Source organism: Kitasatospora sp. NPDC058492 (assembly GCF_042720685.1).
GTDB lineage: Bacteria > Actinomycetota > Actinomycetes > Streptomycetales > Streptomycetaceae > Kitasatospora.
Map to the genome: position 1 here is coordinate 23,073 of NZ_JBHXMU010000028.1, position 21,958 is coordinate 45,030.

The 21,958-nt window shown below is 75.2% G+C and carries 17 protein-coding genes, 2 tRNA genes and 1 pseudogene; 13 read left to right on the forward strand and 7 right to left on the reverse strand.

Annotated elements, in window-relative coordinates:
- Positions 1-91 precede the first annotated feature (91 nt).
- The gene (locus tag ACFWPI_RS19735; RefSeq protein ID WP_380378818.1) at positions 92-1,159 is read left to right on the forward strand and encodes an HAD-IA family hydrolase; all 1,068 of its coding nucleotides are present in this window, start codon (positions 92-94) and stop codon (positions 1,157-1,159) included.
- Positions 1,160-1,303: 144 nt separating this feature from the next.
- Here the strand turns inward: ACFWPI_RS19735 and ACFWPI_RS19740 are convergent, their stop codons facing one another.
- Positions 1,304-2,104 (reverse strand): GNAT family N-acetyltransferase, encoded by an 801-nt coding sequence (locus tag ACFWPI_RS19740; RefSeq protein WP_380378816.1) that lies wholly within the window; start codon positions 2,102-2,104, stop codon positions 1,304-1,306.
- Between the two features lie 1,030 nt (positions 2,105-3,134).
- Between ACFWPI_RS19740 and ACFWPI_RS19745 the strand changes: the two are divergent.
- From ACFWPI_RS19745 to ACFWPI_RS19765, 5 genes and pseudogenes are all read left to right on the forward strand, one after another.
- Positions 3,135-4,137 (forward strand): annotated as a pseudogene (locus ACFWPI_RS19745) (helix-turn-helix domain-containing protein); the annotation flags it as partial.
- A 943-nt stretch (positions 4,138-5,080) separates the two neighbouring features.
- Positions 5,081-5,683 (forward strand): oligoribonuclease, encoded by a 603-nt coding sequence (gene orn, locus ACFWPI_RS19750; RefSeq protein ID WP_063349299.1) that lies wholly within the window; start codon positions 5,081-5,083, stop codon positions 5,681-5,683.
- A gap of 127 nt (positions 5,684-5,810) precedes the next feature.
- Positions 5,811-5,886 (forward strand) — tRNA-His (locus ACFWPI_RS19755).
- 133 nt (positions 5,887-6,019) lie between these two features.
- On the forward strand, positions 6,020-6,466 hold the full coding sequence (locus tag ACFWPI_RS19760; protein ID WP_363583564.1) for a DUF4442 domain-containing protein: 447 nt from the start codon (positions 6,020-6,022) through the stop codon (positions 6,464-6,466).
- Between the two features lie 109 nt (positions 6,467-6,575).
- The gene (locus tag ACFWPI_RS19765) at positions 6,576-7,487 is read left to right on the forward strand and encodes a hypothetical protein (protein WP_380372949.1); all 912 of its coding nucleotides are present in this window, start codon (positions 6,576-6,578) and stop codon (positions 7,485-7,487) included.
- Between the two features lie 75 nt (positions 7,488-7,562).
- Here ACFWPI_RS19765 and ACFWPI_RS19770 read toward each other — a convergent pair whose 3' ends face one another.
- Together ACFWPI_RS19770 and ACFWPI_RS19775 are read right to left on the reverse strand one after the other, a co-directional pair.
- Positions 7,563-8,498 carry a spermidine synthase gene (locus tag ACFWPI_RS19770; RefSeq protein ID WP_380372947.1) on the reverse strand — a complete coding sequence of 312 codons (936 nt, stop codon included), beginning with the start codon at positions 8,496-8,498 and terminating at the stop codon, positions 7,563-7,565.
- 127 nt (positions 8,499-8,625) lie between these two features.
- Positions 8,626-9,150 (reverse strand): hypothetical protein, encoded by a 525-nt coding sequence (locus ACFWPI_RS19775; RefSeq protein WP_208869100.1) that lies wholly within the window; start codon positions 9,148-9,150, stop codon positions 8,626-8,628.
- Positions 9,151-9,588: 438 nt separating this feature from the next.
- Between ACFWPI_RS19775 and ACFWPI_RS19780 the strand changes: the two genes are divergently transcribed.
- Positions 9,589-11,178 carry a tetratricopeptide repeat protein gene (locus ACFWPI_RS19780; RefSeq protein ID WP_380372945.1) on the forward strand — a complete coding sequence of 530 codons (1,590 nt, stop codon included), beginning with the start codon at positions 9,589-9,591 and terminating at the stop codon, positions 11,176-11,178.
- A gap of 21 nt (positions 11,179-11,199) precedes the next feature.
- On the opposite strand, the gene ACFWPI_RS19785 is transcribed toward ACFWPI_RS19780, so the two are convergent.
- Positions 11,200-11,856 carry a histidine phosphatase family protein gene (locus ACFWPI_RS19785; RefSeq protein ID WP_380372943.1) on the reverse strand — a complete coding sequence of 219 codons (657 nt, stop codon included), beginning with the start codon at positions 11,854-11,856 and terminating at the stop codon, positions 11,200-11,202.
- A 287-nt stretch (positions 11,857-12,143) separates the two neighbouring features.
- Here ACFWPI_RS19785 and ACFWPI_RS19790 point away from each other — a divergent pair, with 287 nt between their 5' ends.
- Genes ACFWPI_RS19790 through ACFWPI_RS19800 form a run of 3 tightly spaced genes read left to right on the forward strand, consistent with a single transcriptional unit; the run spans position 12,144 to position 16,433 of the window.
- Entirely contained in the window at positions 12,144-13,391 is a 1,248-nt protein-coding gene (locus ACFWPI_RS19790; protein ID WP_380372941.1) for a hypothetical protein, read from the forward strand.
- A gap of 55 nt (positions 13,392-13,446) precedes the next feature.
- Entirely contained in the window at positions 13,447-15,072 is a 1,626-nt protein-coding gene (locus ACFWPI_RS19795) for a hypothetical protein (RefSeq protein WP_380372939.1), read from the forward strand.
- Complete coding sequence (locus tag ACFWPI_RS19800; protein ID WP_380372959.1) at positions 15,072-16,433, forward strand: AAA family ATPase; 1,362 nt, start codon at positions 15,072-15,074, stop codon at positions 16,431-16,433. The genes ACFWPI_RS19795 and ACFWPI_RS19800 overlap by 1 nt, the downstream gene beginning before the upstream one ends.
- Positions 16,434-16,463: 30 nt before the next feature.
- Here the strand turns inward: ACFWPI_RS19800 and ACFWPI_RS19805 are convergent, their stop codons facing one another.
- Complete coding sequence (locus tag ACFWPI_RS19805) at positions 16,464-16,808, reverse strand: hypothetical protein (protein WP_380372936.1); 345 nt, start codon at positions 16,806-16,808, stop codon at positions 16,464-16,466.
- Between the two features lie 250 nt (positions 16,809-17,058).
- Between ACFWPI_RS19805 and ACFWPI_RS19810 the strand changes: the two genes are divergently transcribed.
- The 3 genes from ACFWPI_RS19810 (at position 17,059) to ACFWPI_RS19820 (ending at position 18,304) form a co-directional block, all read left to right on the forward strand.
- A complete protein-coding gene (locus tag ACFWPI_RS19810) occupies positions 17,059-17,433 on the forward strand; it encodes a hypothetical protein (protein ID WP_063349289.1) in 375 nt (124 codons plus the stop codon).
- A gap of 171 nt (positions 17,434-17,604) precedes the next feature.
- Positions 17,605-18,162, forward strand: a complete 558-nt coding sequence (locus ACFWPI_RS19815) for a bifunctional DNA primase/polymerase (RefSeq protein WP_380372933.1) — start codon at positions 17,605-17,607, stop codon at positions 18,160-18,162.
- Positions 18,163-18,230: 68 nt separating this feature from the next.
- Positions 18,231-18,304: transfer RNA gene (locus ACFWPI_RS19820), tRNA-Lys, on the forward strand.
- A gap of 130 nt (positions 18,305-18,434) precedes the next feature.
- Here ACFWPI_RS19820 and pgi read toward each other — a convergent pair.
- The gene (gene pgi / locus ACFWPI_RS19825) at positions 18,435-20,096 is read right to left on the reverse strand and encodes a glucose-6-phosphate isomerase (RefSeq protein ID WP_380372930.1); all 1,662 of its coding nucleotides are present in this window, start codon (positions 20,094-20,096) and stop codon (positions 18,435-18,437) included.
- Positions 20,097-20,280: 184 nt separating this feature from the next.
- Positions 20,281-21,864 (reverse strand): Na+/H+ antiporter, encoded by a 1,584-nt coding sequence (locus tag ACFWPI_RS19830; protein WP_167745871.1) that lies wholly within the window; start codon positions 21,862-21,864, stop codon positions 20,281-20,283.
- Positions 21,865-21,958: the final 94 nt, after the last annotated feature.

The window sequence follows — 21,958 nt, forward strand, 5'->3', positions numbered from 1 at the left end:
CTGGAACCCGTTTCAGCCACTACGTATGGCTTCGCGACGTGGTCTGGCATTTGCCAGGTGCATAGGCGCGGCCGCTGGCACCATGCTTGGCATGCCCCTGCTCCTGTTCGACCTCGACAACACGCTGCTCCCCAGGGACGCCGCTTTCCGGGCCTGGGCTCAGGATTTTCTGTCCGAGCGCGACCTGCCGCCCGGAGACCTCGAATGGTTCGTCACTCTCGACGGCGGCGGCTACGTGCCGCGCAGCACCGTACTGTCCGCCGTCCGGCGCCGCTACGGGTTGGACGTCTCCACCGAGTTCCTGCTCGCCCACTACCGACACGGCATCAACTCCCACATCCACTGCCCGCCCGGACACGTCGACGCGCTGCAGGCGGCACGGGCGGCCGGGTGGACGCTCGGCATCGTCAGCAACGGCGGCACCCGGCCGCAGTTGGAGAAGATCCGGCGGACCGGGCTGGGGCCGCTGGTCGACGGCTGGGTCATCTCCGAGGAGGCCGACTGCGTCAAACCGGATCCGCTGATCTTCGAGATAGCCGCCCAGCGGTGCGGCGTCGTGCCCACCGGGACGTGGGCCGCGCACACCTGGATGGTCGGGGACCACGCGCCCGCGGACATCGCCGGCGCCGAACTGGCCGGCCTGCGCAGCGTCTGGCTGCACCACGGCCGGCCCTGGGCCGAGAGCGGCTACCGGCCGACGCTGAAGGCGGCCGGCCTGCCGGAGGCCGTCGGTCAGGTGCTCGCCGCACGCGGCGCGCCGTCGGCCCGGCCGGGTCTGCGCGCGGGCGGGCCGGTCCAGCGGCGGTCCACCGGGGTGCCGGTGCGCGCGGGGGCGCTCCTCGGCGCGCGGACCGGCGCACGGCCGACGGAATCCGCCCCTGACGGCCCGTTCGCGCCTGCTGCCGTGAACGCCGGAACGGCCAGTGCCCCCGGTGGTTCGATGGCGGGGTCGGATGTCCGAAACCGCACCGGCGAGTTTGCCGTGGTCGCCGACAGCCGTCCTGGCCTGGTCCCGGGCGCGGGCCCGGCGACGGATCCGGGAGCGAGCGTGCTGCGCCCCGTCGCGGTGGCGCACCCAACGGCCGTCCGTACGGCGGCGGATGGGGCGGGGCCCGCGCGGACCACGTTCGCCGTGGCGCCGGCGGCGGCCGCCCCGTAACACCCCGCTTGAACGCGCCACCTCGCGCACCCCGTCCCTCACACGCACCGCACGCCCTTCACGCACCCCGCCGCACCGCATCCCACCGCAACTGGTGCCCCGCACCGCAACCAGCGACGACCCCGCCGCGGAGCGGCCCGGCCGTCAGCCGTGCGCGGAGGTCCGGGTCCACCAGCAGGTGCGGGCCTGCGCGGTGAACCCGAGCTTGCGGTAGAGCGGTTCGCCGAGCGAGGTGGCGACCAGAGTGGCCGGGCGGTCGGGGTGCGCGTGGGCCAGGGCGGTCTGGAGTACGGCGCGGGCCACGCCCTGGCCGCGCCGGTCGGGCAGGGTGGCGACCCAGTACACCCCGGTGGCCTGGCCGTCGTCGTAGGTGAGGCAGGTGCCGGCGGTGGCGCCGTCGACGCGGCCCAGCCAGGCCCGGAGCCCGGGTTCGCGCAGGAGCTGTTCCGGGAGCGCTTCGCCACGGGTCCAGGGCTGCCGGGCGGGCAGCGGGAAGCCGTCCACGATCGCACGCTCGACCTGCGCGAAAGCATCGCCGTCCAGCGCCTCATCGACCGTCAGGGAGCCGCCGCCGTGCGCCTCCGAGAGCGAGGGGAGGACGGCCGGGACGCCGTCGACCGGGCCGGGTTCACGGGTCATCACCGGCATGACCGGCATCCGGGTGGCGCCGAACCGGGTCAGGTCGAGTGCGCCGTACGGGTCCTCCAGGGTGAAGCAGATGGTCTCCCACTCCTTCAGGAGGTCCTCCAACTCCCCTTCCACCAGCGCTGGTTCGACGTACGGACTGGTGACCACGAAGCGGTGTGAGTCCTCCGGGGTGCGGGCGCAGCGGACCGCCGTCAGGCCCGGGCGGGTGCGGAACCGCCAGCCGTGCACGCGGGCTTGGGCGAGCCAGAAGGCGGCGGCGTTGTCGTTGGCCTGTTCGAGCCGGCTGTTGGTGTTCACGGCAGGACGGTAACCCGGAGGTCGCGCCCCGGTTCCGCCGCCCCGGCCCTGGCCGGATGAAGCCTGGGAGGCGCACGAGCTCATTTCGTGCGCCCTCTCGTGCACCGCCGATTTTCGGTCAATTTCGCGCCGATCCCTCCCGCTTGGGCAAATCCGCAGCCCAGACCCGCCGACCGGGCGCGCGCGGGCCGGACGCCCCAGGACCGGCCCCGCGACAACCAGCCACCGTTGCACCGGCCCTCTTCCCAGAAGGGTCGACGGGTGCCACGCTTCGTGATCGAATGCATCACGCCAAATTGCCATGTCGACATAGCGTCGGATGGTGAACTTGTCACAACGGCAATGGTCCACCCGATAGATTTCGATCTTGGCGAGCAGCAGTGCCGCACCACCCACACCACACCACCGAGGGGGCTTGAGCGCCTTGAGCAGGGTGAGCAGGAGCGACGCGGGTCCTGACAGCGGCCAGGCGGCGGCCGGTATCGCGGCTCGGTCCGCGAGAAGCACCGGCACCTCCGCGACCGCCGCCACCACCCGCAACTCCGGCACCCCGGGCGCCGTCTCGCACTCCTCGTACCCCACAGTGCCTTCCCCCGGCATCGCCGCCACGGGCACCTCGGCGGCGGCCGCAGAGCACGGCGGAGCGGCACACAGCGGGCAGGCGTACGGCGGTCCCGCGTACGGCGGGTCGGCACACGGCGGAGCAGTGCACGGCGGGTCGGCACACGGCGGAGCAGTGCACGGCGGGTCGGCACACGGCGGCCAGCAGGCGCACTCCGGACAGGTCGTCAGCCGAGGCACCGTCAGCCCGGCGCAGGCCTACGGCGCCGACTTCCCGGCCTATCCCGGCTACCCGGGGGCGGGCGGAACGATCGCCGCGAATGGCGCGATCGGCGCGAACGGCGCCCCTGGCCTGAACGGCGCCCCCACCGGCTCCCTGGGCGGCCCCCTCGCCAGCCTCCCCCTGGGCTCCCCCGGCCACGGCCCGCTGGGCCACGGCGGGCCGGGCGCGAACGGCTCGTCGACCCCGATGACGGTCTCCGCCCCGCGCAAGCTCTCCGGCCGCCGACGCCGGGAGACCGTCGCGGTGCTGATCTTCGGCGGCGCCCCGATCTTCGAGAGCTCGATCCCGCTGTCCGTCTTCGGCGTCGACCGCCAGGACGCCGGGGTACCGCGCTACCGGCTGTTGGTCTGCGCCGGCGAGGACGGCCCGCTCGCCACCACCGGCGGCCTCACCCTCTCCGCTCCGTACGGCCTGGAGGCCCTCGCCCGGGCCGGCACGATCGTCGTACCGGCCTGGCGCTCGATCTCGCAGCCCCCGCCGGTCGAGGCGATCACCGCCCTGCGCAAGGCCCACCACGAGGGCGCGCGGATCATCGGGCTCTGCACCGGCGCCTTCGTCCTGGCCGCCGCCGGCCTGCTCGACGGCCGCCCGGCGACCACCCACTGGATGTACGCGCCGACGCTGGCCAAGCGCTACCCCCGGGTGCACGTGGACCCGCGCGAGCTCTTCGTCGACGACGGCGACGTGCTCACCTCGGCCGGCACCGCCGCCGGCATCGACCTGTGCCTGCACGTGGTGCGCAGCGACCACGGCGCCGAGGCGGCCAACGCGCTGGCCCGCCGCCTGGTGGTCCCGAGCCGTCGCAGCGGCGGCGGACAGGCCCAGTACATCGACCAGTCTTTACCTGAGGAGATCGGCAACGACCCGCTGGCCGAGGTGGTCACCTGGGCGCTGGAGAACCTCAACCAGCAGTTCGACGTCGAGGTGCTGGCGGCACGCGCGTACATGAGCCGACGCACCTTCGACCGGCGGTTCCGCACGCTCACCGGCAGCGCGCCGCTGCAGTGGCTGATCACCCAGCGGGTGCTCCAGGCGCAGCGGCTGCTGGAGACCTCGGAGCTGTCGGTGGACGACGTCGCCCGCCGGTGCGGGTTCCGTTCGCCGGTGGCGCTGCGCGGGCACTTCCGGCGCCAGCTCGGGGTGTCGCCGGCCGCGTACCGGACCAGCTACCGGGCGCGCCGGCCCGGGCCGCAGTCGGCGGTGCCGACCGGGCCGCACGGCGGCGACCTGCGGCTGCCCGGCGCCCTGCCGCACGCGGCGGCCACGGCCGGGTCGGCAGCGGGCGCGGCACTGTTCGGCGGGGCACACGGCAGCCAGCACGGCGCGCAACACAGCGCACAGCACGGCAGCCAGCACGGCGCGCAGCCCGCGTACCCGTTCCCGGCCGGGAACGGCGCACCGGCGCAGATCGGCCCGCACGGCCAGCCGCTGCCGCACGGCGCGTCGCCGGCCGCGGCGGGGCAGCCGGGCCCGCACGGCCAGCCCGGCCCGTTCGGTCCGGGGCAGGCCGGGACGCCGGCCGACCGGGCCTTCCACGCCCGGGCCGGGCAGCCGTACCCGCACCAGCAGGCCGCGCAGCAGCCGCACCCCGGGCAGCAGGGTGCGGGGCGCGGTCCGGTGCGGTCGCCGCTGGTGCCGCCGCAGGCCGGGTCGGGGGCGGGGCGTCCGCCGCGCACCGCGGAGCACGCGGCGGCGGAGGACGGCCACCCCCAGCCGGGGGCGCGCGGCCAGGGGCAGGGGCACCGCAGTGCGGTCGAACGGCCCGCGGACGAGCCGGGTGCCGCGGCGGGCTCCGCCCGCGGTCACGGCGCGGCGACCGGCCGGGTGCCGGCCCCCGCCCCCGCCGGGCAGCCGGCGACCGGGGCGGGCGAGCTCCGGGGCCGGCAGGCGCGGGTGCCGCAGGCCCGTCCGCAGGGCGGCCGGGCGGCGGCGGCCGACGGCGCCCGGGCGGCGCGCGAGGCCCGTCCGACTCGGGACGGCCACGCGGTCCGGACCGGGCGGGAGGGCGAGCGGCCGGACGGCCACGGCCCGCACGGCGGCGCGGAGGAGCACCAGGCCGAGGGCTGTGCCCCGGAGCCCCGCTCGGCTCCGCCGGTCCCCGCGGCGCGTGATCGCGCCGTAGGGTGAGTTGTGTGAATGACCGTTTGGTATGGATCGACTGTGAAATGACCGGCCTCGACCTCGACCAGGACGCCCTGGTCGAGGTCGCGGCACTGGTGACGGACTCCGAGCTCAACATCCTCGGCGAGGGTGTGGACGTCATCATCCGCCCGCCGGCGGAGGCGCTGGCGGGCATGCCCGAGGTGGTGCGCGCGATGCACACCTCCTCCGGCCTGCTGGAGGAGCTGGAGCAGGGTGTGACGCTGGCCGAGGCGGAGGCGCGGGTGCTCGCGTACATCCGCGAGCACGTGCCGGAGGCCGGCCGGACGCCGCTGTGCGGGAACTCGGTGGCCACCGACCGCGGCTTCCTCGCCCGGGACATGCCGGCCCTGGAGAAGCACCTGCACTACCGGATCGTGGACGTCTCCTCGATCAAGGAGCTGGCCCGCCGCTGGTACCCGAAGGCGTACTACAACAGCCCGCAGAAGGGCGGCAACCACCGGGCGCTGGCCGACATCCGCGAGAGCATCGACGAACTGCGGTACTACCGCGAGGCGGTGTTCGTCCCGCAGCCCGGACCGGACACCGACACCGCGCGCGCCATCGCCGAGAAGTACCAGGCCCCGGAGGGCTGACCCGAGGAGCCCGGGGGAGGTGCCCGCGTTCGCCCGGACGAAAGCCTGGCGCGAGCACCCTCTCGGATCCTGTAGAGTTCTTCCTGTCGGAACGGGAACGCGGAAGCGGGAACGGACCGGACAGATGGTGGGTGTAGCTCAGTTGGTAGAGCACCTGGTTGTGGTCCAGGTGGCCGCGGGTTCAAGTCCCGTCACTCACCCCAGAGCCTGAGGGGCCGATCTCTTCGAGAGATCGGCCCCTCAGGCGTTTTCGCGTTCCCTCAACTCTCCACCGCGGTTCGGGTTTTCCCGGCGCAGGCCTGCCGCCAGAAGCTACCGGCTAGTAACATTCCTGCCATGACCACACCTTCGATCGGCCAGCTGCTCGACTCCACCGTGCCGATGGCGCACACCCTCAAGCTGGAGTACCTGGAGACCGCCCCGGACCGCGCCGTGCTGCGGCTGCCCGACCAGCCCGCGTACCACAACCACGTCGGCGGACCGCACGCCGGCGCGATGTTCACCCTCGCCGAGTCCGCCAGCGGCTGCATCGTGCTCGCCGCCTTCGGCGACCAGCTCTCCCGGGCCGTGCCGCTCGCGGTGAACGCCGAGATCGCCTACAAGAAGCTCGCCATGGGCGAGGTCACCGCCACCGCCGTCCTCGGCCGCCCCGCCGCCGAGGTCGTCGCCGAGCTGGACGCCGGCGGCCGCCCCGAGTTCCCGGTCACCGTCGAGATCACCCGCGCCGACGGCGCCGTCACCGGCGTGATGACCGTCACCTGGACCCTGCGCCCCAACTCCTGACCGCGCCACGGCCGGTGGCCCCGGGCAACCCGGCCCGGGGCCACCCGCGCGATGACTGTCCGTGACGGCGGGCGTGACCTCACGACCCGTCCGCTCGTTCTCAACTCACATGCGAGCCAATCACGCGACCAAGCCCCAGGAACCCGCCCCCCGCGGCGTCGGCGCACGGCGCGCGATCGGCCGGTGGCTGCCCCGCGTCCTCGCCGCCGGCGGCGCCCTCCTCGCCCAACTCGGGGGCTTCGGCGCGCAGGCCGCCTGCGCCGACCCGCTGCCGGACCAGACCCGACCCGCCGTCCGCCGCACCCTGGCCGGCGGGCCCGCGCCCGGCCGGCTCGTCCAGGCCGGGCGGCCCGCGTACGACGGTCCGTCGGCCGAGCGGTCCGACGACCCCGGGCGCCCGGCGGCCGAGGAGGCCGAACGCCCCTCCCCCGGGCTCGTCGGGGAACTGACCGGCGCCGTCCCCGACGCCGGGATCGACGGCGCCACCGGCACGGTCGGCAGCGTCTTCCAGGACCGGATCCGAGCCGGCGGACTCCCCCTGCCCGGGCAACGGGCCGCCGTCCCCGACGCCTTCGCGATCGCCTCCGGCCTGCCCGACACCGTCCCCGCCCAGGGCCGCCCCGCCGAGACCCACGCCTCCCGGGAGGGCGGGCCCGCCGAACTGCCCGCCACCGCACGGCCCGGCGCCACCGGAGTCCGCTCCGCCGCGCCGGCCGCCACCGCCCGCCCGTCCGGGGCGGCCGGCGCGCCCCCGGTCCAGGAGGCCACCGCCCCGGACGGGCGGAGCGCGGCCGGACCCGCCACGAGCCGTGACCGGACGGGCGCCACCACCGCCCTGCCGGTCGGGCCCGGCGCACCCGCCCAGCCGTCCGAAACCCTCGCGCTCGCCGACACCGCCACGGTGACGGCCGTGGGCGACGGTTCCGCCACCGCGACCGCCGTCCTCGCGCCGATCGCCGCCGGGCTGCTGCTGACCGGCGCGGCCATGTGCAAGCACCGCGGCCTGCCGCGCGGGCACTGACCGGACTCACGCTCCTGGCGACGGTTCCAGCGCCGGCCGCGGACGTTCACGCCCGGGGGCAACCCCTCGGGGTGGTCAGCGGAAGACGCCCGGGGGCGGGGCCGGGGAGGGGGCGGCGGTGGCGTCCGTGGCGGGGACGGCCCCGGCGGCGAACGCGGTGAGGGCGGAGCCGTGTTCGACCCGGCCGAGGGCGGCGTCGGAGGCGACGCGGCGGGTGAGGTCGGCGATCGGGAGGGGTGCGTGGGCGCCGGCGAGGACGAGGTTGCCGAAGCGCTTGCCGCGCAGGACGGCGGGGTCGGCGACCAGGCACAGTTCGGGGAAGACCGCGCCGAGGGTGGCGATCTGGGAGCGGGCGAAGGGCAGCGCCGAGCCGTCGGCGATGTTGGCCGCGTACCAGCCGCCGGGGGCGAGGGCGCGGGCGGCGAGGGCGGTGAACTCGACGGTGGTGCAGTGGGCCGGGGTGCGGGCGCCGGAGAAGACGTCGGTGATGACCAGGTCGACGCTGTCCTCGGGGGTGCGTTCGAGCACGCTGCGGGCGTCGGCACCGCGCACCTTGATCTGCCAGCCGCGCTCCAACGGCAGCTCGGTGCGGACGAGTTCGGTGAGCGCGGTGTCGATCTCGGCGACCTGCTGGCGGGAGCGGGGCCGGGTGGCCGCGACGTAACGGGCCAGGGTGAGGGCGCCGCCGCCGAGGTGCAGCACGGTGAGCGGGCGGCCGGACGGGGCGACCAGGTCGATCAGGTGGCCGAGCCGGCGCTGGTACTCGAAACCGAGGTGGGTGGGGTCGGTGAGGTCGACCATGGACTGCGGGGCGCCGTCGATCAGCAGCGACCAGGCCGCGGGGCGGTCCCGGTCGGGGCGCAGTTCGGCGAGGCCGGAGCCGACCGGGCGGGTGAGCGGGCCCTGGGCGTGGGTGCGGCCGCCGGGGCCGGTGACGTCCGGCCCGGTGTCGCGCTCGGTGCCGCGGCCCGCGCCCCGGGCTGCTCTGCTGCTTCGTCCCATGACCGCCATTATCGCCGCCGGGCGGGGCGGCCTCGCTGGTCAGGGAGGTCCGGGAGGTCCGGGGGCATGCCAGGTGGATCCGGCCGGAGGGGCGGGCCAGGCTCGCGGGCCCGGCGGGATCCGCACGGCACGCCCGCTAGAACGGGCCGAGGCCGCCTGCGGTGAGCGTGCAGGCGGCCTCGCAGAGGGCGGAGCGGAGCACCCAGGCGTCGGTGGGGCGGGCGGCGCAGGCGGCGCCGGAGGGGGGCATCACCCACCGCGGGTCGGTGGCGGTCGGCAGCAGGGCGCCGGCGGTACAGGAACTGCCTGGCAGGTGCCAGGTCTCGCTGGTGCCGACGGGGACGAGGAAGGTGACGGTGCTGCCGTTGCGGCTCTGCAGGACGGCCCCGCAGGCCCTGCGCAGCCGCAGGATGTCCACCGCCTCCAAGCCGTGCCGCAGGGCGACCGTCACGGTGTCGCAGCTGGTGACGAGGGTGTCCTGGTCCGGTCCGGGGCCGAGGCGGTGGCCGGGGTGCCGGCCGCCGCGGGGGGCGCGTCCGCCTTCGACCGGGCCCCGGCCGGGGATCCGGTCGTCGGCCGGGTCGGGGAGCAGGGCGGGGGCGGCGCCGGCGAGCACGCCGCCGGCGGCCGGTCGGTACTGCGACAGTCCGGTGGCCATCATGGGCCCTCCTGTACCTCGTCGGGTCAAAAGCGCCGCCGCCCGGGAGGTGGGGGCCGCGGGGACGGACGGCAGGCCGGGGCGACGGCCTGGGCTTCCACGTATCAGGACAACGCGGCGGACACCTCACAGGCCACGGGGCGCCTTACAGCAAGGCATGGCATTTCATGGCGGATAACCCGCAACCACGCCCGCTTTATACCGAATTGGGGGCACATCTCCCATAAACCGGCTGTGGTCGACCGGTCACGCCCGGTACTGTCGGTGGCGGGTCACGACGACCCCACCGGCCACACCGGGCCGTTCCCGCACCGTCGCGCACCACCGTGCCGACACCCGGACCGTACCCGCACTTCGCCCCCGCACCCGACAGCCGCGCACCTCCGGCGCCGCCGGCCGCGCACCCGCACCACCACCCTCCGCACGACCACGGAGCGCACCATGGCAGCCACCCCACCGGCCGAGCCGAACCGCCCGTCACCCAACGCCGTGATGCGCGCACTGCGCGGCAACCGCTCACCCGGCGAGTTCGCCATGGCCGTGCGCCGGGCGGCCCGGGAGATCGGGGAGCACGTGTCCTGCGACGCCCGCTACGTCGGGCGGGTCGAATCCGGCGAGATCCGCTGCCCCAACTACGCCTACGAGCGGGTCTTCCGGCACATGTGGCCGGACCGCACGCTCACCGAACTCGGCTTCTCCCCCCGGACCGCCGTCCGCCGCCGCCCGGCGGACGGCGCCGGCGGGAGGGCCCAAGCCCCCCCGCTCCACCCACCGTTCCCGCCCCCGCCCGCCCCGCGCTCACCACTCTCCACTCAACTCCCGTACGCTGCCTCGCCGTACGCGGATCCAGCCGCTCCGAACAGGCCCCCGTGGCCGAGGGCCGTCGCGGCGCCCCGGGGGCCTGATGGATCGCCCTATCTCGACGAGGAGAACGACGACGTGCGTCGCCGTACGTTCCTGGCCGGCGGCCCGACCGCGCTGGCCACCGTGATCGGCATCGACCGGCCGACCGTGGCCGCCGCCGCGGCCACCGGCGGTGCCGCCGCCGACCCCGCCGCGCCGGTGCTGTTCGAGCCCGGCCCCGGCGCCTTCGTGCCCGGCCGCCCCGGGCCGGTACCGCCGCCCCGCAAGGTCGGCGCCGCCGAGGTGCTCGGCGTCGAGCAGGCCGTCCGGGAGATCCGGCTGGCCGACGACGCGCACGGCGGCGACACCCTGTTCGAACGCGCCGGGCAGTCGCTGCGCACCGCCTACCTGCTGCTCAACGAGGGCGAGTACAGCGCGGAGACCGAACGCCGGCTCCAGGCCGGGGCCGGCGAACTCGCCATCTCGGTGGGCTGGTTGGCGCACGACTCGAACCGGCTGGCGGACGCCCGCTCGCTCTACGCCGAGGCGCTCGCCACCGCCCGCATGGCCGGCGACGCCGCACTGGAGGCGCACGTGTTCTGCAACAGCGCCTTCCTCGCCCGGGACGCCGGCCGCCCCCGCGAGGCGCTGCGCGCCGCCCAGGCCGGGCAGGTCGCCGCCCGCCAGTTGGACTCCCCCCGGCTGCTCGCGCTGCTGGCCATGCGGGAGGCCGGCGGCTGGGCGCTGCTGCAGGACCGCGCCGCCTGCGAACGCGCGATCGCCCGGTCGTACACGCTGTTCGGCCGCGGCCGCTCCGAGGACGATCCGGAGTGGATGTCCTTCTTCGGCGAGGCGGAGATCGCCGGCCTGCAGTCGCAGTGCTGGTCCGCACTCGGCGACTGGGACCGCGCCAGCGAACAGGCCGCGCTGGCCATAGCCCTGCAGAAGCCGCACTTCGTCCGCAACCGGGTGCTGTACACCGCCGAGCTGGCCCACGACCGGCTCGGCCGGGGCGACTTGGCGGGTGCGGCGCACCACGGTTCGGCCGCCGTGGCGCTGTTCGGCGAAGTCCGCTCGGCCCGGATCCGGAGCATGCTGGCGGACACCGCCGAACGGCTGCGCCCGCACGCCGCCGTGACCGAGGTGCGCCACTTCCTGGCCGGGTACGACCAGGCGGCGGCCGCCTGAGGCAGGCGTCCTGACCGACCGTCAGTGACCGGCGGTCAGGCCCTCCAGGTGGGAGAGGTCGTTCCAGACCTCCACGGCCGGCGCGCCGTACTCCCAGGAGAGCACGCAGAGCGCGGCGGTGCCGAGCTTGAAGCGCTGGGCGAACTCGGGCGGCAGGCCCAGCCAGCGCGCGGTCAGGATGCGCAGCAGGTGGCCGTGCGCGAACAGGACGACGTCCCGGTCCGCGCAGTGCATGACGGTGGTGTCCGGCTCGGGGACGCCGTGCTCCTCGTTGAGGCCGGCGAGGAAGGCGTCCACCCGGGCGGCCACCTCGGAGAGCTTCTCGCCACCGGGCACGCCGTCGCGCCAGATCAGCCAGCCGGGGTGGTCGGTGGCACGGATGTCCGCGCCGGTGCGGCCCTCGTACTGGCCGTAGTCCCACTCCAGGAGCTCCGGGCGCTCCACCGCCCGGTCGCCGAAGCCGGCCAGGGCGCAGGTCTCCTTGGCGCGGCCGAGCGGGCTGGTGTAGACGAGCGCGTCCGGCATCCCGTTCCAGGGGGCCTTGGCGAGGCGGGCGCCGAGCGCCCGGGCCATCGCCCGGCCCTCCTCGGTCAGCGGGATGTCGGTGCGGCCGGTGTGGCGGCCGGTGGCCGACCATTCGGTCTCGCCGTGGCGGACCAGCACGATTCGGGCGGGCATGACAGGCTCCTCGCAGCGGGGTGGTGGCAACGGTCGGTCTCACCCTTGAGCACCGGGTTCCATGATCCCTCACCCGGACGGCGGGCACGATCGCGGGCCGGTCCGAAACGGTCCGGAGGCGGCTCCGGATCGAAACGGTCCGGAGGCGGCTCCGGTCCGGAACGGTCTCGACACCCGGGCCGACCGGGGCGCGAGGTGTCCCCCATCCGGCACGCACGCGCGGTTCAGGCCGGAACAGGCCGGTCCGCACCGCATTGTCGGACCCGGGTGCGACACTGGGCCGCACCATGAACGTCTCGACGAACGTCCCGTCCACCGGGCACGCTGAGCCGCTCGCCCAGCGGCTCGCCGAACTGCGCGGTCCCGCGCCGCAGCGCAGCCTGAACGCCCGTTCCCTCGCCGCGCTCGCCGCCAATCCGGGCTGCCACCGCCGCGCCGTGCTCGACGCTGCGGGGGTGGACAAGTCGACGCTGGCCGCCCGGCTCGGCCGCCCCGCGCCCTTCGGGCAGTCCCCGTTCGCGATCGCCCGCGGCGTGATCTTCGAGTCCCGGCTGAAGGCGGACGACTACGCCGCGCTGCTGGAGCCGCTGCGCGGCCACCTCGGCGTCCCGGCGGACGGCGGCACCCCCTTGCAGGTGCCGGATCTGCTGCACCGCTCCGGGCCCGCCGTCCGGGCCGACCGGACGGTCGAGGCGCTGGCCCGGGCCGCCGCCGACCCGGACGCCTGGACGCTGCTGGACCACCCGATGCTGCGCCTGGACGTGGCCGGCGGCACCGCCTACCTGGAGCCGGACGCGGTCGTGGTGCACGGCGGCCGGTGCACGGTGGTCGAGATCAAGTCCTTCCCGGTGCTGGACGGCGGCGCGGACCCGGCCAAGGTCGGCGCCGCCGCCCGCCAGGCCGCCGTGTACGTGCTGGCGCTCCAGCGGACCGCCGCCGCCCTGGCCGGCCACCCGCTCACCGACGACCCGTACACCGAGCAGCGGCTGCCCGGCAGCCCCCGGTCGAGCGTGCTGCTGGTCTGCCCGAAGGACTTCGGCAACCGGCCGACGGCCGTCGCCGTCGACGTCCGCCGCGAGCTGGCCACCACCCGCCGCCAGCTGAGCCGGATGACCGGCATCGACCGGCTGCTGGCGGAGCTGCCGGCGGGCACCGACTTCGACCTGGCGGCCGACGAGGAGGGCGTGCCGGCCCGCTCCGCCGAGGAGCTGACCGCCTCGGTCGAGGCGGTGCCCGCCGCGTACGGCCCGGACTGCCTCTCCACCTGCGAGCTCGGCTTCCACTGCCGCGCCCAGGCCCGCTGCGGCGACCGGGTCGAGCAGCTCGGCCGGGGCGTGCGCGGCGAACTGGGCAGCATCCGGACGGTGACGCGGGCCCTGGCCGCCGCCGAAGCCGGCATCAGCCTGGACACTGACACCGCCGACGCCGACGCGGACGCAGACGTGGACGTGGACGAGGCCGCCGAACGGCTGGCCTACGCGGCCGCGCTGCGCGCCGAGGCGCTGGGCAAGGCCCCGACGGCGGGTCACGCATGAGCGGGCGCAGCACGGCCGTGCGCGAACGCGGCGGGCCCGAAGCGGGGGCGCGCGCATGAGCCTGCTGACCACCCTCGCCCGGCTGGAGGCCGTCCGCAGCGGGCGGGCCGAGCCGCTGGCCACCGTCCGGCACCGGCACCTGTCCGACCGCCCGATGGTGGTCGTGCCGCTGACGGCCGCCGGTGAGGCCGGCGCGCCGCTGGCGGTGCTGCTGGGCACCGACCGGGACGCGCCCCGGCTGCACCTGGTGCCGCAGCCGCTCAACCGCACCCTGCGGTTCGACTTCCTGGCCGAGCTGGCCGCCGACCTGCTGCCGTACCTGGAGTCCTTCGCCGAGGACGTGGAGCAGATCGAGGGCTCCGAGAAGGACCCGGAGACCGGCGAGAAGACCCAGGTGTTCCGCGAGCTGTGCGCCGACGCGCCGCAGCTGATCGTGCCGAACGGCGCGGGCGTGCGGCACCTGGCCCTGCTCGGCCGCTCCACCCGGTTCCGCCGCACGGTCGAGGACGACGAGCCGGGGCCGTACCCCGCGCCGGTGCGGGTGCCGCTGCTCGGCCGCTGGCTGACCCACCTCACCGACCGCGCCCAGGTGCCCGGCACCAGCCTGCTGCTGCCGATGACCGGCCTGCTGGCCCGGCACTGGGCCACCGGCCAGAGCCACCTGGAGGACCAGCACCTGGCCGCCCACCTGGCCTGGCACGCCCCGCCGGGCGGCCTGACCGGTGCCGAGGCGGCCGAGCGCGCCGAGTCCGCCCGGGACGACCGGGGGCAGTTGCTGCACCCGCCGGCCGGCCCGGCCACCGATCCGCGCTTCGACGAGTTCGTGCTCGCCCCGGCGATCGCCCGCTACGACACCGCCACGGCCGCCCTTCAGCACAGCGCCGAGCAGCGCGACGAGGCCGCCGCCGAGCGCGCCCGGGCGGCCGTCCGGGCGGCGGTCGAGCAGTTGCGCGAGGCGCTGGCGGCCGTGCTGCTGCCCACCTGGCGGGACGTCTGGCGCGGTCTGGACCTGTTGCGCGGGCTGCCGCCCGCCGGGCACCTGGCGGAGCGCTGGACCGGCGACCGCTGGTCCTACACCGGCCACCGGGACCGGCTGGCGGCCGGCGAGCCGCCGCAGCCGCGGCAGGACGACGCCGTCACGGCCGCCCGCAAGCTCGCCCAGCGCGAGCGCGAGCAGACCCGGCTGGACGTCCAGGAGGCGCTGGACGATCCGCTGGCGATGGCCGAACACCGGCTGTCCGGCGAGGCGTTCAGCGGCGTGGTGACCGAGGTGGTGCCGGACTACGACACCACCGGCCGCTCCCCCAAGCCGCGCCCGCTGATCACCCTGCGCACCGCCGACCGCCCGCACGCGGATCTCGGGCGGGAGGCGCACCGGGTGTGGGGGTCCCCCCAGCCGGAGGCCGGCGGCGGCCGGTCCCCGCAGAAGGCGGAGATCGCGGCGGTCGACCCGGCCGGGGGCACCATCACCCTGCGTCTGCTGTCCGGCATGGGGCGTAGGAAGGAGCCCGAGCCGGGCAGTCTGCCCGAGCCCGGCGATCCGGTCACCTTCACCCTGTTCGAGCTGACGGTCCGCCAGTCCGCGCCGCTGCCCGAGCCGGACGACACCCCGTGGACGCACGGCGGCCCGCCCGGCACCGCCCCCGTACCCGCCCCGTCCGTCTCCGAGGAGTGGGAATGATGGCCGAGTTGAGCGCCGAGCAGGCACCGGGCGCGGCCGCCGACGCCGCCGTGGCCCGGATCCTGGCCGCGACCGTCCACCCGGCGGCCGGCGCCCCGCGCGGCGTGGTGGTCGATTCCCCGCCCGGCGCCGGGAAGTCGACGCTGGTGGTGCGGGCGGCCCGGGAGCTGGTCGAGGCCGGCGAGCGGCTGATGATCGTCGCCCAGACCAACGGCCAGGTGGACGACCTGGTCGGCCGGCTCGCCGAGAAGGCGCCGGACCTGACGATCGGCCGGCTGCACGCCGCCGACGCCCGGCCCGGCCCGGAGGTGCTGAAGCACGCCAACGTCACGCCCTCCGACAAGGTCGCCGAGCTGGTCGAGCACGACGTGGTGGTCTCCACCTCGGCGAAGTGGCAGTGGGTGCGGGCCGAGGCGCCGTGGCGGCACGCGATCGTCGACGAGGCGTACCAGATGCGTTCGGACGCCCTGCTCGCGGTGGCCCGGCTGTTCGAACGGGCGCTGTTCGTCGGCGATCCGGGCCAGCTGGACCCGTTCACCGTGGTCGGCACCGAGCAGTGGGCGGGCCTGTCGTACGACCCGTCGAGCAGCGCCGTGGTCACCATGCTGGCGCACAACCCGCAGATCGAGCCGCACCGGCTGCCGGTCTCCTGGCGGCTGCCGGCCAGCGCGGCGCCGCTGATCTCGCGGGCGTTCTACCCGTACACGCCGTTCCGCTCCGGCACCGGCCCGGACGACCGCCGGCTGACCGCCGCCGTCCGGCCGGACGGCGGCGCGCTGGACGCCGCGATCGACCGGGCCGCCGAGCACGGCTGGGCGCTGCTGGAGCTGCCCGCCCGGCACACCGTGCGGACCGATCCGCAGGCGGTGGCGGCCGTCGCGGCCGTCGTCCGGCGGTTGCTGGAGCGCGGGCTGACGGCCCGCTCCGAGCAGGGCGAGGCCCCGCTCACCGCGGACCGGATCGCGGTCGGCACCGCCCACCGGGACCAGGCCGCGGCCGTCCGCGCGGCCCTGCTCAAGGTGGGCGTCCCGGTGGACCAGGCGGCCGGCCCGGCCGTCACGGTGGACACCGCCAACCGGTTGCAGGGCCGCGAGTACGACGTCACGGTGGTGCTGCACCCGCTCTCCGGACGGCCCGACGCGACGGCCTTCCACCTGGAGACCGGCCGGCTGTGCGTGCTCGCCTCCCGGCACCGGCACGCCTGCATCGTGGTGGCCCGGGCCGGGATCGGCGAGCTGCTGGACGAGCACCCGTCCACCGAGCCGGTCCTGCTGGGCGTCCCGGTCGCCTTTCCGGACGGCTGGGAGGCCAACCATCAGGTGCTGCACCACCTGAGCGGCCACCGGGTGCGGCTGGGCTGAGCGGCTGGGCTGAGCGGCCGGGCGGGCGGATCAGGCCTTGGTCTCGGTCTCGGTCTCGGTCTCGGTCTCGGTCTCGCAGGCGGCGTAGGCCTGGACGGTCCCGTGCCCGGCCCGCACCGCCCAGGTGCTCGGGTCGTCGGGGTTCGGCGCGTTGACCAGGACGGCGTCCCCGGAGCCGGCGGGCCGGAAGGCGTAGCCGCCCCCGGTGAGGTGGGAGCCTTCGGGGCAGGTCGCCGTCGACCAGCCGCCCGGGCCGCTCCACGGCCCGGTCACCACGGTGGTCGTCTCGGCGGCCCCGGCCGCAGGTGCCGCGGCCGGTCCGAGGGCCGGGGTGATCAGCAGGAGTCCGGCCGCGAGGCCCTTGCGTACGGGCATAGGTTCTCCCTGGGGTGGTGGATCGCTGGGACACCCGGGACAACGACGGCCCCGACGCCCCGACGCCACCGCACGCGCCCGACCACCCGAAGGAGTAGCGCGACCCCGGCGCGTACGGGGGAATAGCGCCCGCACGCGCACCGTTCCGTTACCGGCCGCCGCCGCGCGACAATGGACGGCGGCCACGGCCGTGCGGCGCGGCCCGGAGCAGCCGCCGCCCACCCCCACCGAGACCCGGAGGTGTCCGTCCATGCCCGACTCCCACACGAAGGCGTCCGACCACGGCGGTCAGGCCGACCCCGCGCGGCGTCTGCGTCCGGTGCAGCTGCTGTTCGAGCCGCAGTCCGCCGAGCCGGAGCCGGAACGATTCTTCGATCTGGAGTCGATCGACGACCCCACGGAGCTGCTGCGCCGCTCCACCGAGCTGGCCCTGGCCTTCCGGACGGCCGCCGAGCGGGCCACCGACTTCCAGGCGGTCGCCGCCGCGCAGCTGGCGGACCCGCGCCGCTTCGACGCGCTGTCCGACGCCGAGATCGCGCAGCGGGCGGACTGGACCCCCGACTACGCGGCCAAGATGATCGAGTACGGCCGCGGGCTGCTCCAGCCCCGCCGCCACGAGGACTGAGCGCCGCCGGGCACAAGGCGCCGGAGCGCCAGGCACCCGCTGCTCCGGCGCCCCGGCATCCGCCGCTGGCATATGCGCGAGCGGGGGAAGGGTACGCCGTTCCCCGTCGTCCTGTCCGGCAAACCGTGCTTTCCCTCCCGTCCTGCCCCCGGACGGCACAGGCTGCTGTCCGTGGACATCTGGACGTATCAGTCGGTGGAGTACGTCACCGTGGCCGGCGAGGCCTGGCTCGCCTCCGCCAGCGAGTACCCGCGCAGCATGCGCGCCCTCTGGGAGGCCCGGCCGTGGGCGCCCTCGGTGCTGCCCTGCGGGCGCGCCTTCGACGTGATCAGCATGCCGTCGCTGTTCGGCCGCCGGGTGCTGGACGAGCTGTGGGCCTCCGGGCCCGGCTGCGGGCCGGTCGCCTCCTACCGGGGGCGGACGCTGCTGTTCGTCCAGCCCGGTGCGGGGCCCCGGCTGCGCCGGCTGCTGGCCTGGGAGGAGTGGGCCCGGGACGTGCCGCCCCTGCTGTGCCACGGCAAGGGCGACGCGGTGACCGTGCCGCCGGTGCAGCGGATGGTGAACGGCCCGGACTCCCCCGGGCTGGGCTCCGGCCGGTGGATCGTCGCCCCGGAGGACCGGAAGCCGTGGCTGCCGGGCGCCTCGGTGGTGCTGTGGGCGTGCGTGCGGGCGGCCCGGGAGCCGGCCGCGGCGGTGCCGGCCGGCGCGGCGGCCGTGACCGGAGGGTGAACGGCGGACGGCCGGTATTCGATTTTGGCGCGGACCCCGGGCGCTGCTAAAGTCTTCTCTGTCAGCAGGCGCCGCTAGCTCAGTTGGTTAGAGCAGCTGACTCTTAATCAGCGGGTCCGGGGTTCGAGTCCCTGGCGGCGCACAGACAGCCGAGAGGCCCCTTGCGAAAGCGAGGGGCCTCTCGGCGTTTCCCGCGCGAACCGCGAACCGCGAACCGGCGAACAAGGAAGCAGGACCGGGCCGCCCGCCGGAGCGGACGGCCCGACCGGGGCTCAGCGGCCGCGCAGCGCGCGGTAGCGGGCGACCAGCTCGGCGGTGGAGCTGTCCAGTTGTTCCGCGCCCTCGCCGGTCAGCAGCACCGGCTCGATCCGCTTGGCGAGCACCTTGCCCAGCTCGACGCCCCACTGGTCGAAGGAGTCGATGTTCCAGATCGCGCCCTGGACGAAGACCTTGTGCTCGTAGAGCGCGACCAGCTGGCCGAGCACCGAGGGGGTCAGCTCGGCGGCCAGGATGGTGCTGGTCGGGTGGTTGCCCTGGAAGGTCTTGTGCGGGACGAGTTCGGCGGGCACGCCCTCGGCCGCCACCTCCTCCGGGGTCTTGCCGAAGGCCAGCGCCTGGGTCTGGGCGAAGAAGTTGGCCAGCAGCAGGTCGTGCTGGGCGACCAGGCCCGGGAGCAGGTCGGCGACCGGCTTGGCGAAGCCGATGAAGTCGGCCGGGATCAGCTTGGTGCCCTGGTGCAGCAGCTGGTAGTAGGCGTGCTGGCCGTTGGTGCCGGGGGTGCCCCAGACGACCGGGCCGGTCTGCCAGGTCACCGGCGAGCCGTCGCGGGTCACCGACTTGCCGTTGGACTCCATGTCCAGCTGCTGGAGGTAGGCGGTGAACTTCGACAGGTAGTGCGAGTAGGGCAGCACGGCGTGCGCCTGGGCGTCGAAGAACGCGCCGTACCAGACGCCGAGCAGGCCGAGCAGCAGCGGGACGTTCTGCTCCGGCGGCGCGGTGCGGAAGTGCTCGTCGACCAGGTGGAAGCCGTCCAGCATCTCGCGGAAGGCGTCCGGGCCGATGGCGATCATCAGCGAGAGGCCGATCGCCGAGTCGAAGGAGTAGCGGCCACCGACCCAGTCCCAGAACTCGAACATGTTGTCGGTGTCGATGCCGAAGTCCCGCACGCCCTCGGCGTTGGTGGACAGCGCGACGAAGTGCTTGGCCACCGCCTCGGTGCCGGCGCCCAGCCCGGTGAGCAGCCAGTCGCGGGCCGAGACCGCGTTGGTGATGGTCTCGATGGTGGTGAAGGTCTTCGAGGCGACGATGAACAGCGTCTCGGCCGGGTCGAGGTCGCGGACCGCCTCGTGCAGGTCGGCGCCGTCCACGTTGGAGACGAAGCGGACGTCGAGGTCGCGCTTGGCGAACGAGCGGAGCACCTCGTAGGCCATCGCGGGGCCGAGGTCGGAGCCGCCGATGCCGATGTTGACGACGGTACGGATCGGCTTGCCGGTGTGGCCGCGCCACTCGCCGCCGCGGACCCGCTCGGCGAAGCCGGCCATCTTGTCGAGGACGGCGTGCACGGCGGGCACCACGTTCTCGCCGTCGACCTCGATCACGGCACCGCGCGGGGCGCGCAGCGCGGTGTGCAGGACGGCGCGGTGCTCGGTGTTGTTGATCTTCTCGCCGCGGAACATCGCGTCCCGCAGCTCGGCGACGCCGGTGGCTGCGGCGAGTTCGCGCAGCAGCTCCAGCGTCTCGTCGGTGACCAGGTGCTTGGCGTAGTCCACGTGCAGGTCGCCGACCTGGAGGGTGTAGCGGCGGCCGCGCTCCGGGTCGGCGGCGAACAGCTCGCGCAGGTGCGTCTCGCCCAGCGCGGCCCGGTGCTTGCCGAGGGCGGCCCACTGCGGGGTGCGGTCGAGCGGGGTGCGGGCGTCGGCACGGGTCTCCGACATCGGTGGTTCCTCGATTCATCTGGGTGCAGAAACCGGCAGGGCCAGGCGGTGAGGGTCTCGCGAGGTCGTGCGGGTACTGGTGGTACTGGTGGTGCGCCGACTCCGTTGACGGCCTGCCCGGGCTCAGCCTATGCAACCGCGGAGCCGGTCGCGCACATTCCGCCCGGCGGGGCCGGACAGGCCGTCACTTGCGTTCCGAGCGCAGGTCCAGCCCCCGCAGCACCTGGTCGACCAGCTCCGGGTCGGCGCCGAGTTCGCTGCGGGCGGCGAGCATCTCGCGCCGTGAGGCGGCGATCATCTCCTGTTCGACCTCCCGGGCGGCCCGCCACTGGCTGAGCCGCAGCTTGGCCTCGGCGGCCTCCTCCTCGGCGTAGTTCTCCGGGCAGAGCCGGGCCAGCCGGTCGTGCTGACGGTCCCGCAGGCGGTCGGCGACCTCGGCGGGCAGCCGGTCCTGCTCCTCCAGTTCGCCGAGCCGCCTGAGCCCGGCCTTGGCGGCCCGCCACCAGAGCTGGCGCACGGCCTGCTCGTGCTTGTCCTGGTCGATGTCCAGTTCGAACCGCTTGGCCAGCCAGGGCAGGGTGAGGCCCTGCACCAGCAGGGTGAACAGCACCACGCTGAAGGCGATGAAGACCAGGCGGCCGCGCTCGGGGAACTCCTCGCCGGAGTGCAGGGTGAGCGGGATGGCGAGGGCCAGGGCGACGGTGGCCACGCCGCGCATGCCGGACCACCAGAGGATCACGCTCTCCTTCCAGCTGAACGGGGTGTCCTCGTCGTCGCCGCTGCGCAGCTTCTTCGACAGCCAGCCGGCCGGCAGCAGCCAGAGCAGCCGGACCACCACGACCACGCCGATGACCACGGCGGCGTCGCCGATGAAACCGGTCCAGCCGCGGCCGGCCTCCTTGAGCACGGTGGCCAGCTCCAGGCCGATCAGGCCGAAGGCGACGCCGGTGATCAGGATCTCGACGACCTCCCAGAAGGCGTTGCCGACCAGCCGGAAGGAGACGGCGTCGGCGTCGGAGGCCCGCTCGGCGAGGTAGAGCGCGCAGACCACGACGGCGAGCACGCCGGAGCCGTGGATCTCCTCGGCGATGGCGTAGGCGGCGAAGGGCACCAGCAGGTTGAGCGCGACCTGCTGGGTCGGGTCGTCCAGGCGCTCGGCGAGTTTGGTGTTGACCCAGCCGAGGGCGATGCCGACGACCACGGCGAGCACCGCGGACAGGATGAAGCGCAGCACCGCGTGGCCGACCGAGAAGTCGCCGCTGACCACGGCCTCGATGGCCAGCGAGTAGACGACGATCGCGGTGACGTCGTTGAACAGGCCCTCGCTCTCCAGGATCGACACCAGGCGCCGGGGCAGGCCGACGCTGCCGGCCACCGCGACGGCGGCCACCGGGTCGGGCGGGGAGACCAGCGCGCCGACCGCGATCGCGGCGGCGACCGGCAGGGCGGGCAGCAGCCAGTGCACCGCCCCGGCCACCGCGGCCGTGGTGACCACCACCAGGGCGACGGCCAGCAGCAGGATCGAGCGGACGTTGGCCTTGAAGTAGCGCACCGAGGAGCGCCGGGCGACCGCGAAGATCAGCGGCGGCAGCACCAGCGGGAGGATCAGCTCGGGTTCGATGGTGACGTCCGGGATCTGCGGGACGAGCGCCATGACGATGCCGAGCAGGGTCATCAGGACCGGTTGCGGGACTCCGGTCTTGCGTGCGAGCGGCATGGTCACCACGGAGGCGAGCAGCACCAGGAAGAACAGGGGCAGCTGGCCCACGGAAACGTTCCTCTCGACAACGGACGGCTGAGCGCCGCCCAGGATAAATCTGACAATGCGCCCATCGGCGAAGACGCGCCGAACAGCGGGCCGA

Coding starts and splice junctions, on each gene's coding strand:
- ACFWPI_RS19735 (WP_380378818.1), top strand. CDS start 92: ATGCCCCTGCTCCTGTTCGACCTCGACAACACGCTGCTCCCCAGGGAC.
- ACFWPI_RS19760 (WP_363583564.1), top strand. CDS start 6,020: ATGACCACACCTTCGATCGGCCAGCTGCTCGACTCCACCGTGCCGATG.
- ACFWPI_RS19765 (WP_380372949.1), top strand. CDS start 6,576: ATGCGAGCCAATCACGCGACCAAGCCCCAGGAACCCGCCCCCCGCGGC.
- ACFWPI_RS19770 (WP_380372947.1), bottom strand. CDS start 8,498: ATGGCGGTCATGGGACGAAGCAGCAGAGCAGCCCGGGGCGCGGGCCGC.
- ACFWPI_RS19775 (WP_208869100.1), bottom strand. CDS start 9,150: ATGATGGCCACCGGACTGTCGCAGTACCGACCGGCCGCCGGCGGCGTG.
- ACFWPI_RS19780 (WP_380372945.1), top strand. CDS start 9,589: ATGGCAGCCACCCCACCGGCCGAGCCGAACCGCCCGTCACCCAACGCC.
- ACFWPI_RS19785 (WP_380372943.1), bottom strand. CDS start 11,856: ATGCCCGCCCGAATCGTGCTGGTCCGCCACGGCGAGACCGAATGGTCG.
- ACFWPI_RS19790 (WP_380372941.1), top strand. CDS start 12,144: ATGAACGTCTCGACGAACGTCCCGTCCACCGGGCACGCTGAGCCGCTC.
- ACFWPI_RS19795 (WP_380372939.1), top strand. CDS start 13,447: ATGAGCCTGCTGACCACCCTCGCCCGGCTGGAGGCCGTCCGCAGCGGG.
- ACFWPI_RS19800 (WP_380372959.1), top strand. CDS start 15,072: ATGGCCGAGTTGAGCGCCGAGCAGGCACCGGGCGCGGCCGCCGACGCC.
- ACFWPI_RS19805 (WP_380372936.1), bottom strand. CDS start 16,808: ATGCCCGTACGCAAGGGCCTCGCGGCCGGACTCCTGCTGATCACCCCG.
- ACFWPI_RS19810 (WP_063349289.1), top strand. CDS start 17,059: ATGCCCGACTCCCACACGAAGGCGTCCGACCACGGCGGTCAGGCCGAC.
- pgi (WP_380372930.1), bottom strand. CDS start 20,096: ATGTCGGAGACCCGTGCCGACGCCCGCACCCCGCTCGACCGCACCCCG.